The sequence below is a fragment of the Bifidobacterium stellenboschense genome (assembly GCF_000741785.1).
Classification (GTDB): Bacteria; Actinomycetota; Actinomycetes; order Actinomycetales; family Bifidobacteriaceae; genus Bifidobacterium; species Bifidobacterium stellenboschense.
Genome location: NZ_JGZP01000023.1, coordinates 1 through 25,834 on the forward strand (window position 1 = coordinate 1; position 25,834 = coordinate 25,834).

Below are 25,834 nucleotides of genomic sequence, written 5' to 3' on the forward strand. Positions count from 1 at the left end.
CGGCGATCGCCGTTGCCGCACGCGCGCTGCCCGCCGCGCTGCAGGCGCTGCCGTTCATGCCGGTTCTCGTGTCCGCCACGCCGTGGTTCATGGTGATGTCCGTCGTCGCGCTGATGTGCGCGCTCGCGTCGCGACGGTTCGTCGTCGCGCTGGTCGCGGTCGCCACACTCGCCGTGAACGTGTGGTGGCAGATGCCGTTCTTCCGCACGACGGAGCCGCTGACGAGGGCCGCGGACGCCGCGACCGGTCAGGCGCACGCGATCGTCGGCGATGCCTATGCGCGCGTGATGACCTGCAACGTGTACAAGGGACGCGCCGACGCGCAGGCGATCGTCGACGCGGTGCGCGACGAGCGGGTCGAGGTGCTCGCGTTGCAGGAGACGACCGATGCGTTCGTCGCTGCGCTGGAGGACGCGGGCATCGGCGACTACCTGCCGTACAGCAAGGTCGCGAGCTCGGACGGCGTGTACGGCAACGGATTGTGGTCGGCCACGCCGCTCGTCGGCCCGGCGAACGACGACGTGAACTCCAGCGCCTCGTTCATGCCCGGCGGCACGGTCTCGTTCGCCGGCGGCGCGAGGATACGGTTCGTGTCCGTGCATACGACGGCGCCCGTGCCCGGCTATTGGGGGCAGTGGAAGCGCGCGCTCGACGAGTTGGGCGCGATGAAGGCGCATACGGATACGCGCTACGTGTTCATGGGGGATTTCAACGCGACCTACGACCATGCGCCGTTCCGCGATTTTCTCGGCGACCGGTTCCGCGACGGGGCGCGGATGGCCGGGCGCGGGTTCACGTTTACGTGGCCAGCGGACCGGGGGCTGCTGCCGCCGCGGTTCGCGGGCATCGACCATGTGGTCGTCGATCAGGGGATCGTGGCGGGACGGTTCAAGGTGCTGCCGATCGCGGGCTCCGACCACGCCGCGCTGCTCGCCACGCTGGCGGTCGAATAAAAACCGGTAAAGATCTACCGGTCATTGGGGCCGGCGTTATAGTGAGGGCATGAGTTACGACATGAACGCCAACATGCGGGGCATGGCCCCTTCGGCCGGGTACGGCGCGGGTTCCGGCGCGGTTCCGGGCGGCCGTGCGGGTGGCTATGCGGGTGGCGGCGCGCCCGCGGCTCCGGACCTGAGCCGGCCGCGCCCGCTCGACCAGCTGCCGCGGATGGCCGCCGACACCACGGCCGAGAACCCCTGGCCGGTGAGCGTGCTGAGCCAGAAGTTCCACAACGCCGTGGCGAAATGGCCGGCCGCGTGGATCTGCGGGCAGATCACCGAGATCAACACGCGCCGCTCGGGCTCCGCCTATCTCACGGTGCGCGACGATTTCGAGGACATCGCGATCTCCGTCTCCGGCTGGCGCGCGTTCGCCGCCGCCGCCGCGCAGTTCCGCCAGGGCGACCGGGTCGTCATCCACGGCCGGGCCGACATCTGGGTCAAACAGACGCGCCTGAGCTTCATCGGCGACGAGATCCGCAAGATCGGTGCCGGCGGGCTCAAGGAGCAGATCGACGAGCTGCGCAAGAAGCTCAAGGGCGAGGGCCTGTTCGACGCGGAGAACAAGGTGCCGCTGCCCGAGTTCCCCAAGTGCATCGGCCTGATCTGCGGCCCGCAGGCGCGCGCCGAAGGCGACGTGGTCACCAACGTGAACCTCAGGTGGCCGGTCGTGCGCTTCAAGATCGTGCATGCGCACGTGCAGGGCAAGCAGTGCCCGTCCGACATCATCGAGGCGATTCGGCGACTCGACGCCGACCCGGAGGTGGACGTGATCATCGTGGCGCGCGGCGGTGGCGCGTTCGAGGACCTCATCGGCTTCTCCGACGAGGGCGTGGTGCGGGCCACGGCCGCATGCTCCACGCCGATCGTCTCCGCCATCGGCCATGAGGACGACTGGACGCTCATCGACCTGGCCGCCGACCTGCGCGCCTCCACGCCCACCGACGCGGCGAAGAAGGTCGTGCCGGACGTGCGCGAGCAGTGGCAGCTCGTCGATAACGCCGTGCGTCAGATGCGCATGCGCATCTCCTCGCGCGTCGACAACGAGATCCGGCTCGTCGAAGGCTATGCGAACCGGCCGAGCCTCACCCGGCCGCTCACCATGCTCGAACCGCACCAGCGGTTCCTCGACGACGCGCGCACCCGGCTTGACATCGGCCTGCGGCGTCTCGTCGACGACGCCTCGCTCACCATCGAGAAGGCGCACGCCTCGCTCACCGCGCTGAGCCCCCAATCCACGCTGAACCGCGGGTACGCCGTCGTGCAGACCGCCGACGGGCACGTGCTCGACGACGCCGCGAACGTCCACGCCGGCGACGAGCTCACCCTGACGCTGCGCAGGGGCGTCGTCACCGCCACGGCCGACTGAGACGGTGCCGGCGCGCTGGCGGACGTACTGGCGCGGGCGCTGCCGGCGTAGGGTGTCGCCGGCGCGTGGGCGTTGAACGAACGAAACGACACGATACGAACGAAAAGGAACGGATATGACCGACAAGAACACGACGGAACAGACCGCGGCCGAGGCCGTGGCGACCGAGAACACGACCGTGCAGGCCGCGGGGGAGGCCGCCGCGGCTCCCGCCTCGACGCTCACCGACAAGGAACGCGCCGCCATCGCGCAGATGCCCTACGAGGAGGCGCGCGACAAGCTCATCCAGGCCGTGCAGGCGCTGGAGGCCGGCGGCCTCAACCTCGACCAGTCGATGCGCCAGTGGGAGATCGGCGAGGCGCTCGCCCGGCGGGCGCAGAGCCTGCTGAACGACGTGCGCGCGCGTCTCGACGCCGCGCAGAACGCCCAGGCCGCCACGGCCGACACGGCCGGCACGCAGTCGAATCTCGACTGAGCGCCCTTCGCGGCCTCATTGTCCGGGCGGGTTGGCAACATGCTTGCCGACCCTTCCGGGCATGCCCGCATGCGCGTGCCCCGGACGCCGTCGCGACACGCGGCGCATGGGATTGTTACGTTAATCACACAGATGTGATTCGGCGGTATTCCGCCGAAAACCACTACCACTAGTGTTTGGGCGGCGTGCCGCGACTAGATATAGGGGTGGGGATGCCGTACAGTATCTGAGGCTCAGGAAAACGCGGGGTCTTCGGACCGGCACGGAATCCTGAAGACATGATGTACGACAAGGCCTTTTCGGGCCGGGATGGAGATGTGAGATGGAGACAGCAACGATCAGTCCGACGACCACCACCGTCAAGGCCGGCGGTCGCCCGGTGCAGGTCGAGAAGCGTGACGGACGCGTCGTCGACTTCGACCCGATCAACATCATCTCCGCCGTCAAGGCTGCGTTCGGCGACCTCGACAAGCAGGTCGGCCCGGAGGAGGAGAAGCTCATCCGCGGCTTCGCCAACCAGGTCGAAGGCGAGATCAAGGAGCGCTACGCCGGCCCCGCCAAGATCGAGGACATCCAGAACCTCGTCGAGCACGCGCTCATCGACGCCCACCTGTACGACGTGGCCCGCGCCTACACCACCTACCGCCTCGACAAGGACATCGAGCGCGCGAAGGCCACCGATGTGAACGAGGCCGTGTCCCGCTTCATCAACCAGGACCCGACCCTCATCCACGAGAACGCCAACAAGGACGCCAACGTCTACGCCACCCAGCGCGACCTGCTGGCCGGCGCCGTCTCCAAGGCCGCTGCGTTCAACATGCTGCCGCCGGCCGTGTCCAACGCCCACATGAAGGGCGACATCCACTTCCACGACGCCGACTACTCGCCGTTCACCGCGCAGTCCAACTGCTCGCTGCCCAACTTCTGGGACATGCTCGCCAACGGCTTCACCCTCGGCAACGCGCCGATGGCTTCCCCGAAGTCCATCGCCATCGCCGCCACGCAGATCACGCAGATCATGAAGGACGTGGCCTCCAGCCAGTACGGCGGCCAGACCGCCAACCGCGCCGACGAGCACCTCGCCCGCTACGCGAAGCTCGACTACGAGAAGTTCCTCGAAGAGGCCCGCGAGATGATCCCGGACGACATGCCGATCGAGTTCGCGCGCCGCCAGGTCGCCAACGCGAAGGCCAACGAGCCGTCCAAGCTCCACTTCGAGAAGGGCCGCGAACCGCTGCCGATGGACACCCCGTTCCACACGGACGTCGACGAGCTCGAGCAGGAGCGCGAGATCCTCGCCAAGATCCGCACCCGCAAGGCCATCTACGACGCCATGCAGACCATGGAGTACCAGATCAACTCCAACCGCGTCTCCAACGGCCAGACCCCGTTCGTCACCGTCGGCTTCGGCCTCGGCACCGACTGGTTCTCCCGCGAGATCCAGCGTGCCATCCTGCTCAACCGCATCCGCGGACTCGGCCGCGAGCACCACACCGCGATTTTCCCGAAGCTCGTGTTCACCGTGCGCCACGGCGTGAACGCCGACCCGGGCGACCCGAACTACGACCTGAAGCAGCTGGCCCTCGAATCCGCCACCAAGCGCATGTACCCGGACGTCGTGTTCTACGACAACATCGTCAAGATCACCGGCTCCTTCAAGGCGCCGATGGGCTGCCGCTCCTTCCTGCAGGGCTGGATTAACCCGGAGACCGGCAAGGACGAGGAGGACGGCCGCATGAACCTCGGCGTCGTCTCCGTGAACGTGCCGCGCATCGCCCTCGAATCCCACGGCGACAAGGCCCGCTTCTGGAAGCTGTTCGAGGAGCGCATGGAGATCGCCCACCAGGCCCTCCAGTTCCGCATCATGCGCTGCAAGCAGGCCACCCCGGTGAACGCGCCCACCCTGTTCCGCTTCGGCGCTTTCGGCCGTCTCGGCGCCAACGACAGCGTCGACGCCCTGTTCAAGAACGAGCGTGCCACCGTGTCCCTCGGCTACATCGGCCTCGCGGAGACCACCGCCGTGTTCTACGGCAAGAACTGGATCCGCGACCACGGCTGGGATCCGGAAGGCAAGGAGTTCGCGCTGTCCATCGTCAAGCGCATGAGCGAGCTGTGCAAGCAGTGGAGCAAGGCGGAGGGCTACCACTACTCCGTGTACTCCACGCCGGCCGAATCCCTCACCGACCGCTTCAACCGCATGGACCGCGAGAAGTTCGGCCGCGTCGACGGCGTGACCGACCACGACTTCTACACCAACTCCTTCCACTACCCGGTGTGGCTCCAGCCCACCCCGATGGAGAAGCTCAACTACGAGAAGGACTTCCCGTACTACGCGTCCGGCGGCTTCATCAACTACTGCGAGTACCCGTGCCTGCAGGACAACCCGAAGGCGCTCGAAGCCGTGTGGGACTACGCGTACAACGTGGGCATCGGCTACCTCGGCACCAACACGCCGATCGACCACTGCTTCGTGTGCGGCTTCCAGGGCGACTTCGAACCCACCGACGAAGGCTTCAAGTGCCCCGAGTGCGGCAACTCCGACCCGGACAAGTGCAACGTGACCAAGCGCACCTGCGGCTACCTCGGCAACCCGGTCCAGCGCCCGATGGTGCACGGCCGCCACGAGGAGATCTCCCACCGCGTCAAGCACATGAGCGGCGAGACCGGCCACGTCACCCTCGGCGACGGCTCCACCCGCGAATGGTTCGAAGAGGCCAAGTAAGTCGTCAGGCGGTCGATCATCCCGCTTCCGCCGGTATCTCGGCGGAAGCGATGCGGCCAATGATTCCCGCTCCCGTCGGCGGGAGCTGTCGAACGAAGTGAGACTGAGGGTGGTTCGTGCAACGGTTGCGACCACCCTCAGTCCGTTTGCGACGGACAGCTCCCGCCGGCGGGAGCGCATCATGATGTGGGGTGGCTGATTCGTCTGCGACGGACAGCTCCCGCCGGCGGGAGCGCATCATGATGCGGGGCATCTGATTCGTCCGTGGCGGACAGCTCCCGCCGGCGGGAGCATATGTGTGAGTGAGGAGCGTGAAGCATGGTTGAGGACGGAAGAATGATCCGCCGTGATTTCGCGGCGGGGGAGACCGGGCGAGGCCCCTCCGTACCATCGAACGGACTCGCCAACGATCCGCGGGCCGGGCAATGGGACGGCCGGCGCATGTCCCATCGCATGATCGCCGACTACAAGACGTTCGTCGTCACCGACGGCGAAGGCGTGCGCAACTCGCTGTACGTCTCCGGCTGCCCGTTCCACTGCGTCGACTGCTTCAACTCGTCCATCTGGGACTTCCAGGCCGGCCACAAGTACACGCAGCGCCTCGAAGACAAGATCATCGAGGACCTGAAGGCCCCATGGGTGCAGGGCATCACCTTCCTCGGCGGCGAGCCGCTGCTTAATACCCCCGTGCTGCTGCCGCTCGCGCACCGCATCCGCGCCGAATTCGGGGATTCCAAGGACATCTGGAGCTGGACCGGCTACACGTGGGAGGAGCTCATGCGCCCCGGCGAGACCCCGGACAAGCGCGAACTGCTATCGCTCATCGACGTGCTCGTCGACGGGCGGTACTTGAAGACCCAGAAGGACTCGCTCCTGCAATTCCGCGGCTCCAAGAACCAGCGCATCCTCGACGTTCCCGCCTCCCTCGCGCAAGGCCGCACCGTCATCTGGGGCAAGCTCCACGATCAGGAGCGCGACATCCCCGAGATCTACCTCAAGGACCGCGAGGCCGGCGAAGGCACCCAAGCCTCCTGACACGCTCCCTCCCTCCTCTCCATCCCATGGTGCGGTAAAACTCCCATGGTGCGGTCGGCCAAAATGGCTTGATTCCGGGGTTGTGAAGAAAATGTGTTGCCGCACCATGGGGAGGGCGACCCCTATGGGTGGGGAGGGTGAGTGAATGGGGGAGGGGGATTCCTTCACGGGATAGGGAGGAATTCCCGCGGTATTCCGACAGGACACGCGAAGGCGTTGCGTTTACGGCTTTTCCTGTTAGATGAATCACGCCCGGCCCCCGCGTGACCCGCCTTCCTTGGGCAGGGCTTCGGACTAGAGTATGGGTTTTGAGTGGCCGGGCCATACGCGATTTGCTTGCGACTCGCAAGACGCGTCCCGGAAATCGGTTGAAGAGGTTTACATGGTGAACGAAGCACATACCGTGGCGTCGAACCACGATACGAAGCCGTTGCGCGTGGGTTTGGACATCGGCTCCACCACCGTCAAGGCGGTGGTGCTCGACCAGTCCGACTCGCTGAAGGGCACGCTGTTCTCCGACTACCGCCGCCATCACGCCAACGTGCGCGCCACCGTCGCCGGACTGCTCGTCGACATCCACGCGGAGCTGGTCAAGCTCGGCCGCGGCGACGAGCCGATCCGACTCGCCATCACCGGCTCCGGCGGCCTCGCGCTCGCCGACAACCTGCACGTGCCGTTCGTCCAGGAGGTCATCGCCGAAACCGAGGCGATCGACAAGGAATACCCGCAGGCGGACGTCATCATCGAACTCGGCGGCGAGGACGCCAAGATCACGTACCTGAAGCCCACGCCGGAACAGCGCATGAACGGCTCGTGCGCCGGCGGCACCGGCGCGTTCATCGACCAGATGGCCACCCTGCTCGACACCGACGCGGCCGGCCTCAACGAGATGGCGAAAAGCTACGAGAACCTGTACCCGATCGCGTCGCGCTGCGGCGTGTTCGCCAAGACCGACCTGCAGCCGCTCATCAACGACGGTGCCGCCAAGCCGGATCTCGCCGCCTCGATCTTCACCGCCGTGGCCACGCAGACCATCGCCGGACTCGCCTCCGGCCGCCCGATCCACGGCACCGTCATCTTCCTCGGCGGCCCGCTGTTCTTCATGAGCGAGCTTCGCGCCGCGTTCCAGCGCGCGCTCGACGGCAAGGTCGACGAGTTCATCGTCCCCACCGACGCCCACCTGTACGTCGCCTACGGTTCCGCGCTCCAGGCGGACATGGACGTCGACGACGAAGGCCACCATTTCGAGGCGCACACCTGCGACGAGATCCTCAAGCGTCTCGACGAGCTCAAGAACCTGCCCAGCAACACGCCCACCATGCCGCCGCTGTTCCCCACCGAGGCGGACCGCGAGGCATTCAACAAGCGCCACCACCGCGAGCACGTGCACATCGGCACGCTGGAGGGCGCGCACGGCCCGCACTTCCTCGGCATCGACGCGGGCTCCACCACCATCAAGGCGACGCTCGTCAACGACGACCGCGAGATCGTGTGGTCGAGCTACGCGAACAACGAAGGCAGCCCGCTGACCGCCGCCATCAACATCGTCAAGAAAATCCAGTCCGAACTGCCGCCCGAAGCGTGGATCGCCCGCTCCTGCGCCACCGGCTACGGCGAGGGCCTCATCACCACCGGCCTGCACCTCGACGAGGGCGTCGTCGAGACGATGGCCCACTACCGCGGCGCCGAGATGGTCAGCCCCGGCGTCACCGCCGTCATCGACATCGGCGGCCAGGACATGAAGTACCTGGCCATCACCGACGGCGTCATCGACTCGATCGCCGTCAACGAGGCCTGCTCGTCCGGCTGCGGCTCGTTCCTCCAGACCTTCGCCATGTCGATGGGACTGACGATCCAGGAGTTCACGCAGAAGGCGCTCGCCTCCACGCACCCGGTGGACCTCGGCTCGCGCTGCACCGTGTTCATGAACTCGTCCGTCAAGCAGGCGCAGAAGGAGGGCGCGTCCATCGAGGACATCGCCGCCGGCCTGTGCTATTCGGTCGTGCGCAACGCCCTGTACAAGGTCATCAAGCTGCGCGACTCCGGCGAACTCGGCGACACGGTCGTCGTGCAGGGCGGCACGTTCCTCAACGACGCCGTGCTGCGCGCGTTCGAACTGCTCACCGAGCGCGAGGTGACGCGCCCGAACATCGCCGGCCTCATGGGCGCGTTCGGCGCCGCCCTCACCGCCCGCATGCACTACGAGGACGCTGCGGACGGCGACGACACCGGCACGGTCGAGCACACGCGCTCGTCGATCCTCACCGGCGACGCGCTCGACGACATGTCGATGACCACCGAACGCGACGTGTGCAAGCTGTGCCAGAACCACTGCAAGCTCACCATCACCACGTTCTCCGACGGCTCCCGCTTCGTGACCGGCAACCGCTGCGAGCGCGGCGGCGACGCGAAGAAGAAGCGCTCCGACCGTCCGAACCTGTACGACTACAAGTACAAGCGCTGCTTCGCCTACCGCAGGCTCACCGACAAGAAGGCCACGCGCGGCGAGATTGGCATCCCGCGCGCGCTCAACATGTACGAGAACTACCCGTTCTGGTTCACGCTGCTCACCTCGCTCGGCTTCAAGGTGATGATCTCCGGCCGCAGCTCCCACGAACTGTTCGAGACCGGCATCGAATCGATCGCCTCCGAGAACATCTGCTACCCGGCCAAGCTCGTGCACGGCCACATCAAGTGGCTCCTCAACAAGGGCGTCAAGACGATTTTCTACCCGTGCGTGAGCTACGAGGACAACCTCGTGCCCAACACGGACAACCACTACAACTGCCCGGTCGTCGCCAACTACCCGCTCGTCGTCGGCGCGAACATGCCCGAACTGCGCGGCGAAGGCATCCGCTACATGCATCCGTACTTCAACCTCGCCAACCACGAGCTCATGGTCGACCGCATCGTCGAGGAGTTCGCGTGGGCGAACGTGACGCGCGAGGAGGCCGAGACCGCCGTCAAGGCCGCCTACGCGGAGGACAAGGTCTTCAAGCACGACGTGCAGCAGGAGGGCCTCAAGGCGCTCGCCTATATGAAGGAGCACGACTGCCGCGGCATCGTGCTCGCCGGCCGCCCCTACCACATCGACCCGGAGATCAACCACGGCATCCCCGAGACGATCTGCTCGCTCGGCATGGTCGTGCTCTCCGAGGATTCGATCTGCGAACTGCAGCCGGGGGAGAAGCTCAACCTCACCGAATTCCTCGCGAAGGGCGAGGAGGATCCGAGGAAGAAGAACGCGAACGGCTTCCGCCACGTCGGCGACCGCAAACTCACCGTCAAACGCATGCCGCTGCGCGTCACCAACCAGTGGGCCTACCATTCCCGCCTGTACGCGGCCGCCCACTTCGTCGCCTCCTACCCGGGCCTCGAACTCGTGCAGCTCAACTCGTTCGGCTGCGGCCTCGACGCCATCACTACCGATCAGGTCGCCGAGATCCTCGCCGACAAGGCCGACGTGTACACGCTGCTCAAGATCGACGAGGTCTCCAACCTGGGCGCGGCGAAGATCCGTCTGCGCTCGCTCAAGGCCGCCGTCGAGGAGCGCGAGGCGAACAAGGCGCGCCTCGCCGCGGCCGCGTCGACCGCCGCCGGCACGTCCGGCGCGTCCGGTGCCGTCGACAAGCACGATCAGGTCGCGGACGTCACCGATGCCGCCTCCCGCAAGGCGCGGGAGAAGGCGGAAGCCGATCTCGCGGCCGCGAAGGCGGCGCTCGCCGCGGCGCAGGCCGCCGTCGACGCCGCCGAGGCGAAGGTGAAGGCGTCCGGCGCGGCCGGCGACGTCCCGGCGGACGCGCCGAAGTCCACCGGATTCCGCAGGACCGGCACGAAGGCGCCGACCGCGGGACGCCAGATCCTGCTCGACACGACGATGGCCGCCAACCCGAAGCTCACCGAGGCGATGCGCAAGGCGTCGAAGCGCGCCGCGAAGCGCGACGTCGAGAACGCGCGTCTCGCCGCGCTCGGCGACGGCACCACGGCGAACGCGACCGGCGCGAACGGCAAGGCCGCGAAGAAGTCCGGACACAACAACGCGACGATGTCGCGCTACGCGCACCGCGAGAAGTTCCTCAAGGACATGAAGAAGGACTACACGATCGTCGCCCCGCAGATGAGCCCGATCCACATGTCCCTCGTCGAGGCGGTCATCCGCTCCGGCGGCTACAAGTTCGACATTTTGAAGCACGCCTCCCGCGGCGACGTGGAGACCGGACTCAAATACGTGAACAACGACGCCTGCTACCCGGCGATCATGGTCATCGGCCAGCTCATCGACGCAATCATCGAAGGCAAGTACGATCCGGACCACGTGGCGCTCGCGATCACACAGACCGGCGGCATGTGCCGCGCGACCAACTACTTCGGCCTGATCCGCAAGGCGCTGGTCGACGCCGGCTACCCGCAGATCCCGGTCATCGCTATCTCCACGCAAGGTCTGGAGGACAATCCGGGCTTCAAGGCGACGCCGGCGCTGCTGCACCGCGCCGTCAAGGCCTTGATCCTCGGCGACCTGCTCATGAAGTGCCTGTACCGCGTGCGCCCGTACGAGGTGGAGAAGGGCTCGGCGAACCGCCTCTACGAGCAGTGGGACACGATCGTGCGCGAGACGATCGAACACCACGGCTACTCGAAGACGGCCGCGAAGACCCCGTGGCTGAAGAAGGGCTACCTGCCGTACGGCCGCCTCGCCAAGGAGATCGTCAAGTCGTTCGACGCGCTGCCGTTGAAGGACGAGCCGCGCAAGGTGCGCGTCGGCGTGGTCGGCGAGATCCTCGTCAAGTACCAGCCGGACGCGAACAACCACGTGGTCGACGTCATCGAATCGCAGGACTGCGAGGCCGTGGTGCCCGGCATCATGGAGTTCATGACGACCCGTCCGTACATCACCGACTGGAACGAGAAGCATCTCGGCACCGGCGGCAACAAGACCCTGTACGCGCTCATGCGCTGGGGCCTCGACCGCTACAACGCGCCGATCAAGGCGGCGATCGCCAGCTCGCACGGCAAGTTCAAGCAGGACGACCCGATGCCCGAACTCGTCGAGAAGGCCGCCGAGGTCACGTCGATCGGCGTGCAGGCCGGCGAAGGCTGGCTGCTCACCGCCGAGATCCTGGAGCTCATCGAACAGGGATGCCCGAACGTGATCTGCGCGCAGCCGTTCGCCTGCCTGCCGAACCACGTGACCGGCCGCGGCATGTTCGGCAAGATCCGCCGCCTGCACCCGGAGGCCAACATCGTCTCCATCGACTACGATCCGGGCGCCTCCGAGGCGAACCAGCTCAACCGCATCAAGCTGATGATCGCCGCCGCCAAGAAGGCGCACAAGGCGAAGTTCGGCGACGACGAGCCGCAGGGCTTCGTCACCGCCGACTGACGGGGAGACGCCCGCTATCGGTTTTTCATATAGCCGATTGGCGGGCGTGCGGCGGGGCGTGTAGGCACGCTCGCCTACGATACCCCTTATGGTCACTCCCAGAATCAGCTATGCGCATTTGCTCGCCAAGCCGAATCCGAAGCATGTCGAGAGCCTCCTGAAGTTCTTCGAGGCGGGATGCTCCAAGCGTGGCACGGGCGGCTTCGGCGTCGAGATCGAGCACCTGCCGGTGCACAACTCGGACGACACCGCCGTAAGCTACTACGAGCCGAACGGCATCGAGACGCTGCTCAAACGTCTCGCCCCGTACTACGACGAAAGCAAGGAGTACTGGGAGAACGGGCATCTGGTGGGCCTCGGCCGCAAGGGCGTCTCCGTCTCGCTCGAACCGGGCGGTCAGGTCGAGACCTCGATCGGCATCCTGCATCAGCCGTCCGACCTCAACCAGCTGTACGGCCAGTTCCGTCGCGAGGCCGACCCGATTCTCGACGAGCTGGGCTTCCGTCTCGTCAACTACGGTTACCAGCCGAAGTCGAGCTTCGCGGACGTTCCCGTCAACCCGAAGGACCGCTACGACGCGATGACCGACTATCTCGGCCGCGTCGGCCAGTTCGGCCCGTGCATGATGCGCTGCTCCGCCTCCACGCAGGTGAGCATCGACTTCGTCGACGAGCAGGACGCCATCGACAAGATGCGCGTCGGCACCGCCATCGGCCCGATCCTCGCCTGGTTCTTCCGCAACACCCCGTACTTCGAGGGGCGCGTCAACCCGTATCCGCTGCTGCGCCAGCGCATGTGGGACTACCTCGACTTCCAGCGCACCAACGTGATCCCCGGCCTGTACGACCAGCGGTTCACGTGGGAGGACTACGCGATCGACGTGCTGTCCACGCCGCTCATGTTCGCCGACCTCACGCACACGCCCGAGGCGGTCGCGTCCGGCGTGAGCCGCAAGGAGCTGCACCGCGCCGCCTTCCGCGAGAACGCGGGCGACGTGTACCCGGACCGCGAGCTCAACGCGTACGAGATCAACCACATCATCTCCACGCACTTCAACGACGTGCGCCTCAAGAACTTCATCGAGTTCCGTCATTGGGATTCGCTGCCGATCGAGCGCGCGGAGCGTCTCACCGAGATCATCGCCTCCCTGTACTACGTGCCGTCCAACCGCATCCGTCTCGAAAGCTACTTCGACGGGCTCACCGAGGAGGACGTGTTCGAGGCGAAGGCGAACATCCAGGCGCACGGCCGCGAATCCAACCCGTACGGCCAGCCGCTCGACTTCTGGCGCGAGTTCCTCGGCCTCGAAGGCCTGCTCGAGGACGTTCCCGGCGACCCGAAGCACCCGGACGTGTTCCAGCGCTGAGACGCGTTCCCATGCGTCGCGCATGATTCGGGGCGGGATGCCGATGGCGATGCCACGGGCATCCCGCCCCTTGTCGTATCCGGTCAGTCGGACGCCTCGTCGTCTGTCCTGCGCGTGGAGGCGCGTCTGACGAGCGTCGGTTCGAGCAGCATCGTGCCATGCACGTGCGTGATCGGATCATCGAGATAGTCGAGCATCTGCAGCATCGCCTTGCGCCCCATGTCCACGCCGGGCGCCTGCATCACGGTCAGCGGCGTCGGACTGACGGCCGGCAGGTGCGCGCCCTCCGAGCCGATGACGGCGACGTCGTCCGGCACGCGCAGCACGCCGCGCTCCTCCAGTCCGACGATGATGCCCACGGCGACCGCGTCCGCGCCGGCGACGATGCCGTCGGGCGCGTCCTCGGGCTTCTCGGACAGCGCGAGTCCCAGCTGATAGCCGTCCTCGACCATGAGTCCTCCGGAATCGATGACCGTCAGCGTCACATCGCCGCCCGCGGCCATCACCGCCTTCTGTACGCCGAGCTGGCGGTCCTGGATCTGCTCGTAGTCGAACGAGTGCGCCGCGAACGCGATGCGGCGGCATCCGGTGCGGATGAGTTCCTCGGCGGCGACGCGGCCCACGGACAGGTTGTTCTCGAGGATCGCGCACGCCGGCTCGCATCCGTGCGGATGCGAATGGTCGATGACGATGACGGGGATGCCCGCCGCGCGTGCGGCCGCCACGTCCTGCGCGGAATCCTGCACGGTGCTCAGCAGGATGCCGGCCACCTTCATGTCGATGAGGATTCCGACCAACGCGTGCTGGCGTTCGAGATCGGACGAGGCGTTCAGGGCGATCACCTGCATGCCGTTCTCCTCGCACACCTCCTGCACGCCTTCGAAGACCGAAGTGAACAGCGAATGCTCGATGTCGGTCATCACATAGCCGATGACCGGCGTGCCCTTGGCGGACGGTTCCGGCGCGGGCGCGGAACGGCGGGGCACGTAGCCGAGTTCGGCGATGGCGGCGCCGATCTTGGTCTTCAGGGTGTCCGAGACGCGTTCGGGGTAGTTGAGGTAGTTGGAGACGGTGCCGATGGAGACGCCCGCCCGTTTCGCGACGTCCGACACGCCGACCTTCCTGCGTGCTGGCATGATGCCTCCTTTGCGGTTCCGCGGGGATTGTGAGTGCTCACATCATTGGAACCCCGCCTGTTCATGCCTTCACTGTACGGCATTCAAGCGTGAAACATTCAATGAAACACGCCGGTATTTTTCAATCTGGATTGAAATATTCAATTTGAAATGGTATATTCGTCTTAACGAAATCACCGAGGATTGTCGGCCGGCGATGCGGCGGGTCTGCGGGGAAATCGCGAAAGTTCAAGTATTGATGACGATTTGTTGAACCATCTGAAAGATTGAAATCGTATTGAAATACTTGAAACAACTGAAATGGAAATCGTCTCCGTTCCGTACGAAGACGAAGGGAATGGATTCAGCAGTAAGGAAGAACACATGAACGCTTCAACGAAGCAGGGCAATGGCCTCGGCAAGTACATGCCGCTCGCCTTCGCCGCCGGCATCGGCTCGATGCTCGGCTCCGGCATCATCGTCGGCCTGTCGGCCACCATCGTCGTCTGGCAGGACGGCCTCGGCCTCGACGCCACGCAGGTCGGCCTGCTCTCCGGCATCCTGACCTTCGCCATCGCCTTCGGATCCCTGTTCGGCGGCCGCATCGCCGACCGCATCGGCCGCGTCCTGTTCTTCAACTGGATCAACCTGTTCTACGCCATCGGCGCCGCGATCTGCATCTTCGCCGGCGACTTCACCATGCTGCTCGCCGGCCTGATCGTCGCCGGCCTCGCCTCCGGCGCCGACCTTCCGGTCTCGATGACCGTCGTCTCCCACGACGCCCCCGACGACGCCACCGCCGCGCGCCTCGTCTCCACCACGCAGGTGTTCTGGCAGGTCGGCGTGTTCATCTCCTTCATCTGCGCGTTCCTCGTCTCCACGATGTCCGGCGCCACCGGCGGCCGCGTGGTCTTCGCCATCCTCGCCGTGTTCGCCGTCGTCGCCTGGCTGTGGCGCGTCGCCTCCCCGACCTTCCGCCGCTTCCACGAGGAGGCCGACGCGCGCGACGCCGCCCGCCCAGCCGGCGTCGCCGACGCGGGCAAGGTGTCCGTGACCAAGGTGCTGTTCGGCGCCGACAGGAAGATCCTGCTCACCTACTTCCTCGCCATCGTGGTCTTCTACTGCGGCTGGAACCTGCTGGCCAACACCTGGGGCCAGTTCCAGACCTACATGTTCTCCAAAGCCGGCGCCACCCAGTCGCTCGCCACCGGCCTGGGCATCATCCTCAACCTCGTCACCCTCGTCCTCAACATCATCTTCGCCTCCATCGCCGGCGGCAAGTACCGCAACAAGGCGTTCTTCGCCGGCATCGTCATCAGCGTCATCGCCATGGTGGCCATGGCGCTCGGCGGCGCGAACCTGTGGGTCATCGTCGGGGCCACCGCGTTCATGAACCTCGGCTCCCCGCTCGCCGGCGAGGCCATGTACAAGGTGTGGACGCAGGAATCCTTCCCGATCGAGATCCGCGCCTCCGTGCAGGGCTTCATCAACGGCTTCTCCCGCCTGTGCTGCGGCCTGTTCGCCCTCATCACCCCGGCACTCGTGCTGCCCGAGACCATCCAGACCACCATGTGGTGCTTCGCCGGCATCGTGGTGATCGAAGGCATCGCCGGCACGATCATGATCCGTGCCCAGAAGAAGTACGGCACCGACGAGGAGCGCCAGCTCGCCAAGGCCGCGCAGGCCGCCGCCTGACCCGCCACGGCTCCCCTCCGGAACAGGAGGGGAGCCGGCCTCGCATCGCATGCACCCGAATCCCATCGACAAAGGAGTCCTTCAGCCATGACCGGCACCGCCAACGACACCACGCGCCACGCATCCGAACCGCGGATCGTGCCCGCCACCGCCACCGACGGCCTCGACATCGCCGCCTTCACCGTCGAGCATTACCCCGGCGACGCCCTCGGCATCCCCGCCGCCCGCCCGCGCCTCAACTGGACCTATGCTCGCGAGGTCCCCGCCGACGCGCAGATCCTGCTCACGCTCACCCGCCGCACGCCCGGCTCCGCGCCCCGCGAACAGCACACCTACCTGCCCGTCGACGGCAACGTGCTCGTGCCCTGGCAGTTCGAACCGCTCGTCTCGCGCGAGGAGGCGGCCGCCACCGTGCAGGTCGTCTCCGCCTCGCACCAGCCGCTCGGCGCCCCCAGCGCCACCCTCCGCTTCGAGGCCGGCCTGTTCGACGAGCACGACCACGTCGCCGACTTCGTGGGTCCCTCCTGGGCCGAAGCGGAAAGCGACCACCGCCACCTGCCGCTCGTGCGCACCGAGATCGAACTCAAAGCCGTCCCCGTGCGCGCCCGACTCTACCTGACCGCGCTCGGCCTCGTCGAAGCGGAGATCAACGGCCGCAAGGTCGGCCATGACGCGCTCACGCCCGGCTGGACCAACTACGACAACCGTGTCGAGATGTGGACCTACGACGTGACCGACGCCCTCGACGCCGGCGCGAACGCGATGGGCTTCTGGCTCGGCGACGGCTGGTACCGCGGCCGCCTCGGCTTCGACGGTGGCTACGCGAACTACTACGGCGACCGCCTCGGTGTGTTCGCCCAGCTCGAAGTCGAATACGCCGACGGCACCACCGATGCCGTCTACTCCAACTCCTGGGACCGCCGCTGGAAGACGGCGCTCGGTCCGATCGTATGCTCCGACCTGTGCGAGGGCGAACGCTACGACGCCCGCCTCGAAATGCCCGGCTGGTCCGAACCCGGATTCGACGATTCCGACTGGAAGCCCGTCGCCGAGGTCTTCTACGACCCCGCACGCATCGAGAACCCGTCCGTCTCGCCCGTGCGCGCGCACGAGCGCCACGATCCCGTCTCCATCGAACTCATCGGCTCGACCGACGACGGCCGCGGCGTCTGGCTCGTCGATTTCGGCCAGAACTGCACGCAGCGCATCCGCCTGAACATGCGCGGTCTCGACGCCGGCCAGAGCGTCACACTGCGCCACGTCGAGGTCCTCGAACCCGACGGGACCATCGCCACGCGCACCCTGCGCCGCGGCCAGCAGTGCGACGTGTACACCTCCGATGGCGCCGACGCCTGGTGGGAGCCCCGCTTCGCGATGCACGGCTTCCGCTACGCGCAGGTCGAAGGCTTCGCCGGCGAACTCACCGCCGACGACATGGACTGCCGCGTCTACCACTCCGTCATGACGCGCGCCGGCGACCTCGAGACCTCCGACCCGCTGCTCGACCGCCTGCACGCCAACGCCGTCTGGTCGATGCGCTCCAACTTCGTGTCCATCCCCACCGACTGCCCGCAGCGCGACGAACGCATGGGCTGGACCGGCGACATCTGCCTGTTCGCGCCCACCGCCGCCTACCTGTACGACGTGCACGGCTTCCTGTCCAACTGGCTCAAGGACGTACGCGCCGACCAAGTCAAGTGGGGCACCGTGCCGTTCTACGTGCCGTTCGTCCCGCTCGGCGTCTGGGCACACCCGCAGGCCATCTCCACCTGGGGCGACTCCGCCGTCGAGGTGCCGTGGACCCTCTACATGGAATCCGGCGACCCGCAGGTGCTCGCCGACGCCTGGGAACTGAGCCGCGACTGGATCGACGAAGTCGCCGGATACCTCTCCGAGGACGGCGTGTGGGACCGCAGGCCCGACTACCCGCTCGGCCAGCTCGGCGATTGGCTCGACCCCACCGCCCCGCCCGAAGACCCCACCCAGGCCATGACCGAGAAGGAGCTCGTCGCCACCGCCTTCTACGCCCGCTCCTGCGCACAGGCCACGCGCATCGCCGAAATCCTCGGCCACGAGGAGGACGCGCGCCGCTTCGCCGCCCTGCGCGACAAGGTGACCGCAGGATTCCTCGCCCGCTTCACCCACCTCGACGGCACGATGACCTCCGACACCCAGTGCGCCTACGCGCTCGCCATCGCCTTCGGCCTGCTCGACGGCGAACCGGTGCGCAAGGTCAAGGCCGGCAACCGCCTCGCCTGCCTCGTACGCGAATCGGGCGGCAAGGTGAGCACCGGCTTCGCCGGCACCCCGTTCGTGCTGCCCGCCCTGACCATGACCGGCCACAACGAGGAGGCGTACGCGCTGCTCACCTCCACCGAATGCCCCAGCTGGCTCTACCAGGTCACGATGGGCGCCACCACCACGTGGGAGCGTTGGGACTCGATGCGCCCCGACCGCTCGCTCAACCCCGGCGGCATGACCTCGTTCAACCACTACGCGCTCGGCTCGGTGGCCGAATGGATGCACGCACATATCGGCGGACTCGAAGCCATCGAACCCGGCTGGAAGCGTTTCCGCGTCGCGCCCGTCGTCGGCGGGGGCCTCACCCACGCCTCCACCTCCCATCTGACGCCGTACGGCACCGCGGCCGTCTCGTGGGCCCTGGCCGACGACGACCCGGCGGCCGTCGACCTGACCGTCACCGTGCCGGTCGGCGCCACCGCCGTCGTGGACGTGCCCGGCCACGAGACCGAGGAGCTCGCCGCCGGCGTCCACCGACTGCGCCTCGCCCGCTGAACAGACAGCCGTCCGCCTGTACGCGAGGGCGGACGGCTCCACGCATCGCACACACGAAAGGGAATACATATCATGGCACTCAAGGAAGAGACCGCCGCCGACGTGCCGTCCGACATCGCACCGGACAGCGGCCGCCCGCTCACGACGGCCGAGAAATGGCGCTTCGGCATCGGCTTCGCACTGTTCTCGCTGATCTGGATGACCGCCGGCACCTCCGGCTCGCAGGTGCTTCTGCCGCAACGGTTCACCGAACTCGGCATCGGCGTGCCCGAGGTGATCCTCGGCACGATGAACTCCGTCGGCTGCGTGTTCGCACTCGCCGCCAACATCATCTTCGGCGCGCTGAGCGACATGACGCGCTCCCGCTTCGGCAAGCGCACCCCATGGGTCGTGCTCGGCGGCCTCGTCACCGCCGCCGGCTACCTGTTCGCCGCCAACAGCGTCGCGCTCGCCGGCATCGTCGGCGGATGGTGCGTCGTGCAGATCGGCGTGAACATGATGATCGCGCCAGCCGTCGCCGTGCTCTCCGACCGTATCCCCGAAAGCACGCGCGGCACGTTCTCCGCCTTCTATGGCGGCGCGCAGATCGTCGGCCAGTCCGCCGGCACGTTCCTGGGTGCGCAGTTCATCAAGCACATGGGCGCGGGCTTCCTCACCGGTGCCGTGCTGTTCGCCGTCACCGGCATCGTCGCGGTGCTCATCTGGCCGCGCGAACGCTCGTCGAAGAACGTGGATGTGACCGTCGAACGCCGCACCGCCGGTGACATCGCCCGCTCGTTCATCCCGCCGACGCGCAACTGCCGCGACTTCTACCTCGCGCTCGTCGGCCGCCTGCTGCTCATGGTCGGCTGGTCGATGGTCGCCACCTACCAGCTGTACATCCTGCAGAAGTACGTCGGGCTCTCCGTCGACGACTCCGGCACGGTGATCTCCACGATGTCGGTGATCTCGATGATCGTGCTCATCGTCACCTCCGTGGTCTCCGGACCGATCTCCGACCGCCTGCAGCGCCGCAAGATCATCGTCGCCGTCGGTTCGGTGATCATCGCCGCCGGCATCGCCATCCCGATCGCCATGCCCACCGCGCTGGGCATGATGCTCTACGCGGGCGTCGCCGGCACCGGCTACGGCATCTACATCGCCGTGGACCAGGCGCTCAACGTGGACGTGCTGCCCAGCCAGGAGGAGGCCGGCAAGGACCTCGGCATCCTCAACCTCGCCAACACGGTCGGCCAGGTGCTCGCCCCCGTGCTCGTCGGCGGCATCGTCGTGGCGACGGACAGCTATACGCTGATCTTCCCGATCGCCATCGCCTGCGTGCTCGTCGGCGCCGTGGTCATCATGCTCATCCGCAAGGTGAAGTGACGGCCTTCCGGCGCGCCTGTAGCGGGTCGGTCGACTGATTGGGGCCGCTACAGGCGCGCTGACGGCGCGGACGGAATCGGTCGCCGATTCGGCGATCATTGTGGTACGGCGTAACGCGTATTGCGGGCCGTGCCGGTGGTGATGATGCTGCCTTCGTGCTCGAGCTTGCGCAGCACGTAGGCGGCCCGGTTCTTGTTGATGCCGAGACGTTGCTGGATCTCCATGCGGGACATGCCGGATTGGGCTTGTGCGAGCAGTTCGAGTGTGACCTTCTCCAGTGTGCCGGATGGCGGCGTTTGCGGCTGCCGATTGTGTGGGACGCTCGTTTCGATGGGATTCGCGGTGATCGGGGAATCGGTCGGAACGGTGCCCGTGGAGGATGGGCCGGCGCCATACGCATGGGCGACAGGTGCCAAGGCGAGTGTGCCGACACCCTCGCCGGTGGGATAGCCGGCGAGCACCGCGGTCTGCATGTCGCCGTCGATGCGGATGTCCGGTCCCACCGGGAACGGATTCGTCGCGTCCGTTATGCGGGACATGCCGTTGACGGCCGGATCGGGGGACGTGCTGACCGCTCTCATGCCGCCATCGCCGTTGCCATCGAGTTTCGGCAGGCTGAGCGTGAACGCTCCCGGCGTGATGCGGATGACGGGGACTGTACTGTTGCCCGCATACTCCTCCATGATGCGGGGTATGCCGCTGCCGTACCCTTCGATGAGCTCCAGACGGTAAAGCACGTCGGCCAGGGCCTTGTTGCGCGGCTGCGAGATGCCGTTGGCGAGATCGGTCAGGGAAATGCCCTTCGCCAGTCCGCCAAGCGATACGAACTCGATTCTGTCGGAGAACACGCTGATCAGAATCGGACCCGAACGATCGTAATCCCTATGGGCCACGGCGTTGACGAGTGCCTCCCGTAGCGCCGATGGCGGGCATGCGTAGGAGTCGCTCCGATACAGGCCGATGATGTCGGAATGGGTCGGATTGTTGAGTTCCAGATAACGACTGGCCTCATCCAATTGCCGCAGCACCGAGCCGTGGAATTCCTCTCTTGCGAGAAACCGCGCCTTCGTCGTCCCCTGATAGACCGCGCACTTGATGGAGTGCCGGCATTGGTCGGACAGCAACATCGCGACGTTCGTATACAGACCATCCGCGTTGGTCAGTCCCAGTGAGCGCCGTTGCGGTTCGCCCAGTGACAGGTGCCGCCGTTGGAACGCCGTATCGGCATACCCGAACGTCAGCTCCTGATCGACGCTTACGGCGGTGTCGAACGCCGTGCCGTCGTCATCGCGGATCATCTGGCGGATGCGTTCCTCGCCCGCCGGCACGGCCGAAACTCCATGGCGGATGAAGATGCCCGCCGGCCTCATTCCCTTGGACGCCAGATAGTACGGTCGTCTCGTGCCTCTGAGCACGGTGATGTGGATGACGTCGAACGTTGTTCCGCCGTCGCCCTGCATCGGTTCGCAGTCGATGGAGGTGTACGCGGTCAGATCGGGTCTGATCGCGTTGCGGATCATGTCTCCCACAGCGCCCATCACGGCATCGGGGTCGGACACGCCGACGGGCATGCCGTCATCGTCCACGCCGATATACAGATCCCCGCCGTCCGTATTGGCGAACGCGATGATCTCGCGTTTGACGGCATCATTGAGCAGTCTCTTGAATTCGACCGTGCCGCTCTCTTTGAGTTGTGCCATCAGCGCCTCCTCGCCGTCGCCAATATATCATCGATGAATTCATCGTAACTCATCGATGGAATCGGCGCAAGGGCGGGCGTGTGGGCGTGACGATCGGACGGGGCGAGACCGCGACCGTCGCGTTCGACATCCCGGTCGCCGACTGCACCATCGTGGACGCCGACGCCAACCGCATCGTCGAGCCCGGCGAGTTCGAGCTCCTCATCGGCCACTCGTCGCGCCGCACGGACCTGAAGCGCGCCACCTTCACCGTGGCGTGACGGGGCTCCTCCCGGACGCGTGCGAAAATCGGGGGCTACGGCCTCGTCCGTCCGCCTGATTGTTTACCGCGGGATCCGTGGTCGTTGTCGTCATTCACCGTGGAGCAGCCAATCCTTGGCGTTGGCGACGGTGATGCCTTCGTCTCCGATGCCGGCCGAATACGGGTCGAGCGTGACGATCAGGCGGGGGAACGCGTCGGTGAGCGCCAGAAGCGGCGCGAACTCCCGTGCGCGGGTGGCCTCGTCCAACAGACTCGCGGTGACCTGGATGTAGAGTTTCCGCGTTCCACCCGATTCCGTGCGGCTGGCTATGAAGTCGATCTCCGCCTTGTCGCTGGTGCCGATGCTGACTGCATAGCCACGACGGACCAGTTCCATGTATACGGCGCATTCCAGCCTCGCGCCGACGTCTCGGGGCGAGAATCCGGTGACGAGTCCCCGGAAACCGTTGTCCACCGGATAGTACTTGCTGAGCGGACGCAGTACGGTCCTGCCCTGCATCCCCTCCTGGTCCGCCCGGTACAACAGGAAGGCGCGGCGCAACGCCTCGACCTGGCTGGTGACGGTCCCCGTGCTGATCGGATGCCCGGCGCTGGTCAGGGTGTGGGCCACGTTGCGTGCGGAGAACAGGGAACCCGAGGTCGAGAACAGGAAACGGCTCAGTTTCTCCAATCCGTCCAGATCGCGTATGCCGTACCGTTGCGCCACGTCCTTGAACAGGATGGACCGGTAGATATCGCGCAGTTCGGCGCCGATGGTTTCGGCGGTGCGCGTGCGGAGCGCGAACAGGCCGGGCATGCCGCCGTACAGCAGGTATTCGGCGAGCAGATCGTCGTCGGATCGTTCCGGCGTATCCGTCAGGTCGCGTGAGAATCCGAGGTATTCGCCGAACGACAGCGGGAATGTCGGAATCTCGATGTACCGGCCGGTCAGATAGGTGGCGAGGTCGCTGGAGAGCAGGTTGGCGTTGGATCCGGTGATGTACACATCCGTGCGTTCGCGGGTGTGCAGGCGTCGGACCACTTTCTCCCATCCGGGGACATCCTGGATCTCGTCCATCATCACGGTGAACGGGTATGCCGTATCGGCTTCGGCGGCCGCCCGTATGAGCTCCTCGTGGAGGTCCGCGGCATCGTAGTCGAGGGGGATGTCGAATGCGTCGAATCGCTTGTAGAACAGATTCCGATCGGGAACGCCGTCCGCGGCCAGCGCGTCGGCGAGCATGGCGAGAGCGGTCGATTTGCCGCAGCGTCTGACCCCGATGATGACCTTGATGTCGGGGGTGTCGCGATGGGCGAGTATGCGCCCCAGCAGCTCCGGCCGTGGGAGATAGTGTGTCGCGTTTCGTTCTTTTCGGCTGGTCATCACGACCTCGATTCAAGAAAATCGTCAAATATAATGTTCAATTATAGCTAAACAACCAATGTTGTCCAATGTATTTGATGACTTCGGCTTATGGGTGGGGCGGAGGCCTCGGGCGGCCGTATGCTGGGAACAGGCGAAACTGTCCGACGGAACGGAGCGACGATGCGTGGGGTGAACGGAATCACGGCCGGTGAACGGGGCGAACGTATCGGGCGCATCGACGGCGTGAACCTCGGCGGCTGGCTGGTGCTGGAGCGGTGGATGACGCCCGGCCTGTTCCGCGCGAGCGGCGAGGAGGACGAGATCTGGCTGCATCGGACGGCTGATCCGGCCGAACTGGAACGTCTGCTGCGCCGTCATCGCGACACGTACATCACCGAAAAGGATTTCCGTGCCATCGCCGCGCATGGACTGAACCTCGTGCGCATCCCCGTGCCGTATTTCATCTTCGGCGACGTGCCCGGCCATCCCGGATGCGTCGACCATCTCGACCGCGCGTTCGACTGGGCGGAGCGAGCCGGGCTCAAGGTGCTCATCGACCTGCACACCGTACCCGGCTCGCAGAACGGCTTCGACAACGGCGGCCTGACCGGCGTCGTCCGTTGGCACAGGAGCCCGCTGCAGGTCGCGTTCGCGCTGGACGTGCTCGCACGCCTCGCGCGCCGCTACCGTGACCGGTCCGCGCTGTACGGCATCGAAGTGCTCAACGAGCCGGTCGATTGGCTCACCTACCTCACGTCGCCGTCGAGCTCGCGCGCGAAGGACCCGCGTGAGGCGTGGGGAAGCGGGCATATCCCGATGCGGTTCCTCAAACGGTTCTACCGTGCGGCGTACCGGCGTCTGCGCCCGATACTCGGCGACGGCCCCGTCATCGTGTTCCACGACGGGTTCCGGCTCGGCCGGTGGCGCGGCTGGTTCGCGCGTGAGGGCATGCGGAACGTCCGTCTCGACACGCACGCCTATCTCGTCATGTCGGAACGGCCCGAGGCGCTGTTCCGCAGGCTGCCGGACGCGTGGCTGATGCGCTGGTACCGGCTGTTCACGGCGTGGCACGCGCGCCGCATCCGCCGCGCCGCGCGGTTCACGCCGGTCATGGTCGGCGAATGGTGCGTCGCCAACCGGCTCGCGGCGCGAATGGGGGAGCGGGCGCCGCGCGACGGCGGGCCGCGTGCGGGCGACGCCGGCGGCGTCCCGTCGTTCGCCGCGCGCCGCCGCGACGTCTACCGCGCGGTCGCCGTGATGCAGCGCGACGCGTGGGACGTCTCCGCCGGTCAGATCTATTGGAGCTACCGGCTGCGCGGCGGCCGCGACGCGACCGGCCGGCTTGATCGTCTCGCGCCGGCCGGCGGCGACGGCGTGGTGACGGACGATTCGCGTCTCGATCCGTGGGATCTGACGCACGTGTGGCACGCGGGATGGATGGAGTGACGCGTGATGACGAGCGATGGTGGCGGCCGATGATGGCGAGCGATGGCGGGCCGGCTCAGCGGTAGCCGTCCCAGAGGGGCGAGGGGAGCAGGGCGTCCTCGCAATCGGCCCACATCGTGTTGAGGTCGCGGCCGGGGGAGCGCAGCCAACGCAGCTGGACGCCGTCCATCATCGCGAAACCGGCTTCGAGCACATGCGCGACGTTCACGCCGTCCGGCACCGACCAGCGGATGTTGAGCGCGTTCGCCACGGTGCGGCGCTCGCGGTCGGCGAAATAGTCGTGCGCCGGATGCTTCGGGTCGAGGGCCTCGGCGCTCAGCGTGGAGAACATGTGCACCTGGTCGGGGCGGGTGCTGTTGAGCGCGACGATACGACGCCACATCTCGGCGATGAGCGGGCGGTCCATGGCGATCATGTCGGCCATGATCAGGTCTCCCGCACGGTCGTACTCGTCGGTGAGCGCGAGATGGAGCAGTCCCTCCTTGCTGCCCACGTAGTGCAGCACGCCGGCCTTGGTGAGTCCCACGGCGGTGGCGATGCGCTGGATCGACGTGCCGTAGTAGCCGAAGCGCCCGAAGGACAACGTGGTCGCTTCGAGGATGGAATGACGACGGTCGGTGTCGTCGGTGAGATCGTTGGTGGTCATGGTATGTACCATACGGTCGGTTTGTAGGTATTCCAAATAATTTCGGCGTGTTGTATATGGTGTTCTGATAATCTACCTACCAACCGGTTGGTTGAAAGCGGTTTGTCTGGGATTCGTGG

15 protein-coding genes and 1 pseudogene are annotated in these 25,834 nt (G+C 66.4%); 12 read left to right on the forward strand and 4 right to left on the reverse strand.

Annotation, left to right across the window (positions count from 1 at the left end):
* Positions 1-5 precede the first annotated feature (5 nt).
* The 7 genes from BSTEL_RS09925 to BSTEL_RS09955 all read left to right on the forward strand — a co-directional run bounded on the left by BSTEL_RS09925 (position 6) and on the right by BSTEL_RS09955 (position 13,345).
* Positions 6-953, forward strand: coding sequence for an endonuclease/exonuclease/phosphatase family protein (locus BSTEL_RS09925; RefSeq protein ID WP_156963275.1), 948 nt, complete (start codon positions 6-8; stop codon positions 951-953).
* A gap of 61 nt (positions 954-1,014) precedes the next feature.
* On the forward strand, positions 1,015-2,367 hold the full coding sequence (xseA, locus tag BSTEL_RS09930) for an exodeoxyribonuclease VII large subunit (protein WP_156963276.1): 1,353 nt from the start codon (positions 1,015-1,017) through the stop codon (positions 2,365-2,367).
* Positions 2,368-2,482: 115 nt separating this feature from the next.
* Positions 2,483-2,842: an exodeoxyribonuclease VII small subunit gene (locus tag BSTEL_RS09935; protein WP_084686260.1), complete on the forward strand. Its 360-nt coding sequence runs from the start codon at positions 2,483-2,485 to the stop codon at positions 2,840-2,842.
* 322 nt (positions 2,843-3,164) lie between these two features.
* Positions 3,165-5,564 (forward strand): anaerobic ribonucleoside-triphosphate reductase, encoded by a 2,400-nt coding sequence (gene nrdD, locus BSTEL_RS09940; RefSeq protein ID WP_034530053.1) that lies wholly within the window; start codon positions 3,165-3,167, stop codon positions 5,562-5,564.
* Positions 5,565-5,882: 318 nt separating this feature from the next.
* Positions 5,883-6,599, forward strand: coding sequence for an anaerobic ribonucleoside-triphosphate reductase activating protein (nrdG, locus tag BSTEL_RS09945; RefSeq protein ID WP_084686261.1), 717 nt, complete (start codon positions 5,883-5,885; stop codon positions 6,597-6,599).
* 382 nt (positions 6,600-6,981) lie between these two features.
* The gene (locus BSTEL_RS09950; RefSeq protein ID WP_034530055.1) at positions 6,982-11,979 is read left to right on the forward strand and encodes an acyl-CoA dehydratase activase-related protein; all 4,998 of its coding nucleotides are present in this window, start codon (positions 6,982-6,984) and stop codon (positions 11,977-11,979) included.
* A gap of 88 nt (positions 11,980-12,067) precedes the next feature.
* Positions 12,068-13,345: a glutamate-cysteine ligase family protein gene (locus tag BSTEL_RS09955; RefSeq protein WP_034530056.1), complete on the forward strand. Its 1,278-nt coding sequence runs from the start codon at positions 12,068-12,070 to the stop codon at positions 13,343-13,345.
* Between the two features lie 83 nt (positions 13,346-13,428).
* On the opposite strand, the gene BSTEL_RS09960 is transcribed toward BSTEL_RS09955, so the two are convergent.
* Positions 13,429-14,481: a LacI family DNA-binding transcriptional regulator gene (locus BSTEL_RS09960; protein ID WP_034530057.1), complete on the reverse strand. Its 1,053-nt coding sequence runs from the start codon at positions 14,479-14,481 to the stop codon at positions 13,429-13,431.
* 363 nt (positions 14,482-14,844) lie between these two features.
* Between BSTEL_RS09960 and BSTEL_RS09965 the strand changes: the two genes are divergently transcribed.
* The 3 genes from BSTEL_RS09965 (at position 14,845) to BSTEL_RS09975 (ending at position 20,316) form a co-directional block, all read left to right on the forward strand.
* The gene (locus BSTEL_RS09965; protein ID WP_034530058.1) at positions 14,845-16,155 is read left to right on the forward strand and encodes an MFS transporter; all 1,311 of its coding nucleotides are present in this window, start codon (positions 14,845-14,847) and stop codon (positions 16,153-16,155) included.
* 87 nt (positions 16,156-16,242) lie between these two features.
* Positions 16,243-18,951, forward strand: a complete 2,709-nt coding sequence (locus BSTEL_RS09970) for an alpha-L-rhamnosidase (protein ID WP_051923060.1) — start codon at positions 16,243-16,245, stop codon at positions 18,949-18,951.
* A 72-nt stretch (positions 18,952-19,023) separates the two neighbouring features.
* The gene (locus BSTEL_RS09975) at positions 19,024-20,316 is read left to right on the forward strand and encodes an MFS transporter (RefSeq protein WP_034530059.1); all 1,293 of its coding nucleotides are present in this window, start codon (positions 19,024-19,026) and stop codon (positions 20,314-20,316) included.
* Positions 20,317-20,411: 95 nt separating this feature from the next.
* Here the strand turns inward: BSTEL_RS09975 and BSTEL_RS09980 are convergent, their stop codons facing one another.
* On the reverse strand, positions 20,412-22,016 hold the full coding sequence (locus tag BSTEL_RS09980; RefSeq protein WP_051923061.1) for an ATP-binding protein: 1,605 nt from the start codon (positions 22,014-22,016) through the stop codon (positions 20,412-20,414).
* Positions 22,017-22,102: 86 nt separating this feature from the next.
* Here BSTEL_RS09980 and BSTEL_RS12240 point away from each other — a divergent pair.
* Positions 22,103-22,276, forward strand: a pseudogene (locus BSTEL_RS12240) (fibronectin type III-like domain-contianing protein); the annotation flags it as partial.
* 90 nt (positions 22,277-22,366) lie between these two features.
* On the opposite strand, the gene BSTEL_RS09990 reads toward BSTEL_RS12240, so the two are convergent.
* Positions 22,367-23,641 carry an ATP-binding protein gene (locus BSTEL_RS09990; protein WP_034530061.1) on the reverse strand — a complete coding sequence of 425 codons (1,275 nt, stop codon included), beginning with the start codon at positions 23,639-23,641 and terminating at the stop codon, positions 22,367-22,369.
* A 162-nt stretch (positions 23,642-23,803) separates the two neighbouring features.
* Here BSTEL_RS09990 and BSTEL_RS09995 point away from each other — a divergent pair, with 162 nt between their 5' ends.
* Positions 23,804-25,069 carry a glycoside hydrolase family 5 protein gene (locus BSTEL_RS09995; RefSeq protein ID WP_051923062.1) on the forward strand — a complete coding sequence of 422 codons (1,266 nt, stop codon included), beginning with the start codon at positions 23,804-23,806 and terminating at the stop codon, positions 25,067-25,069.
* Between the two features lie 55 nt (positions 25,070-25,124).
* Here BSTEL_RS09995 and BSTEL_RS10000 read toward each other — a convergent pair whose 3' ends face one another.
* Positions 25,125-25,715: a TetR/AcrR family transcriptional regulator gene (locus tag BSTEL_RS10000; RefSeq protein ID WP_034530062.1), complete on the reverse strand. Its 591-nt coding sequence runs from the start codon at positions 25,713-25,715 to the stop codon at positions 25,125-25,127.
* Positions 25,716-25,834: the final 119 nt, after the last annotated feature.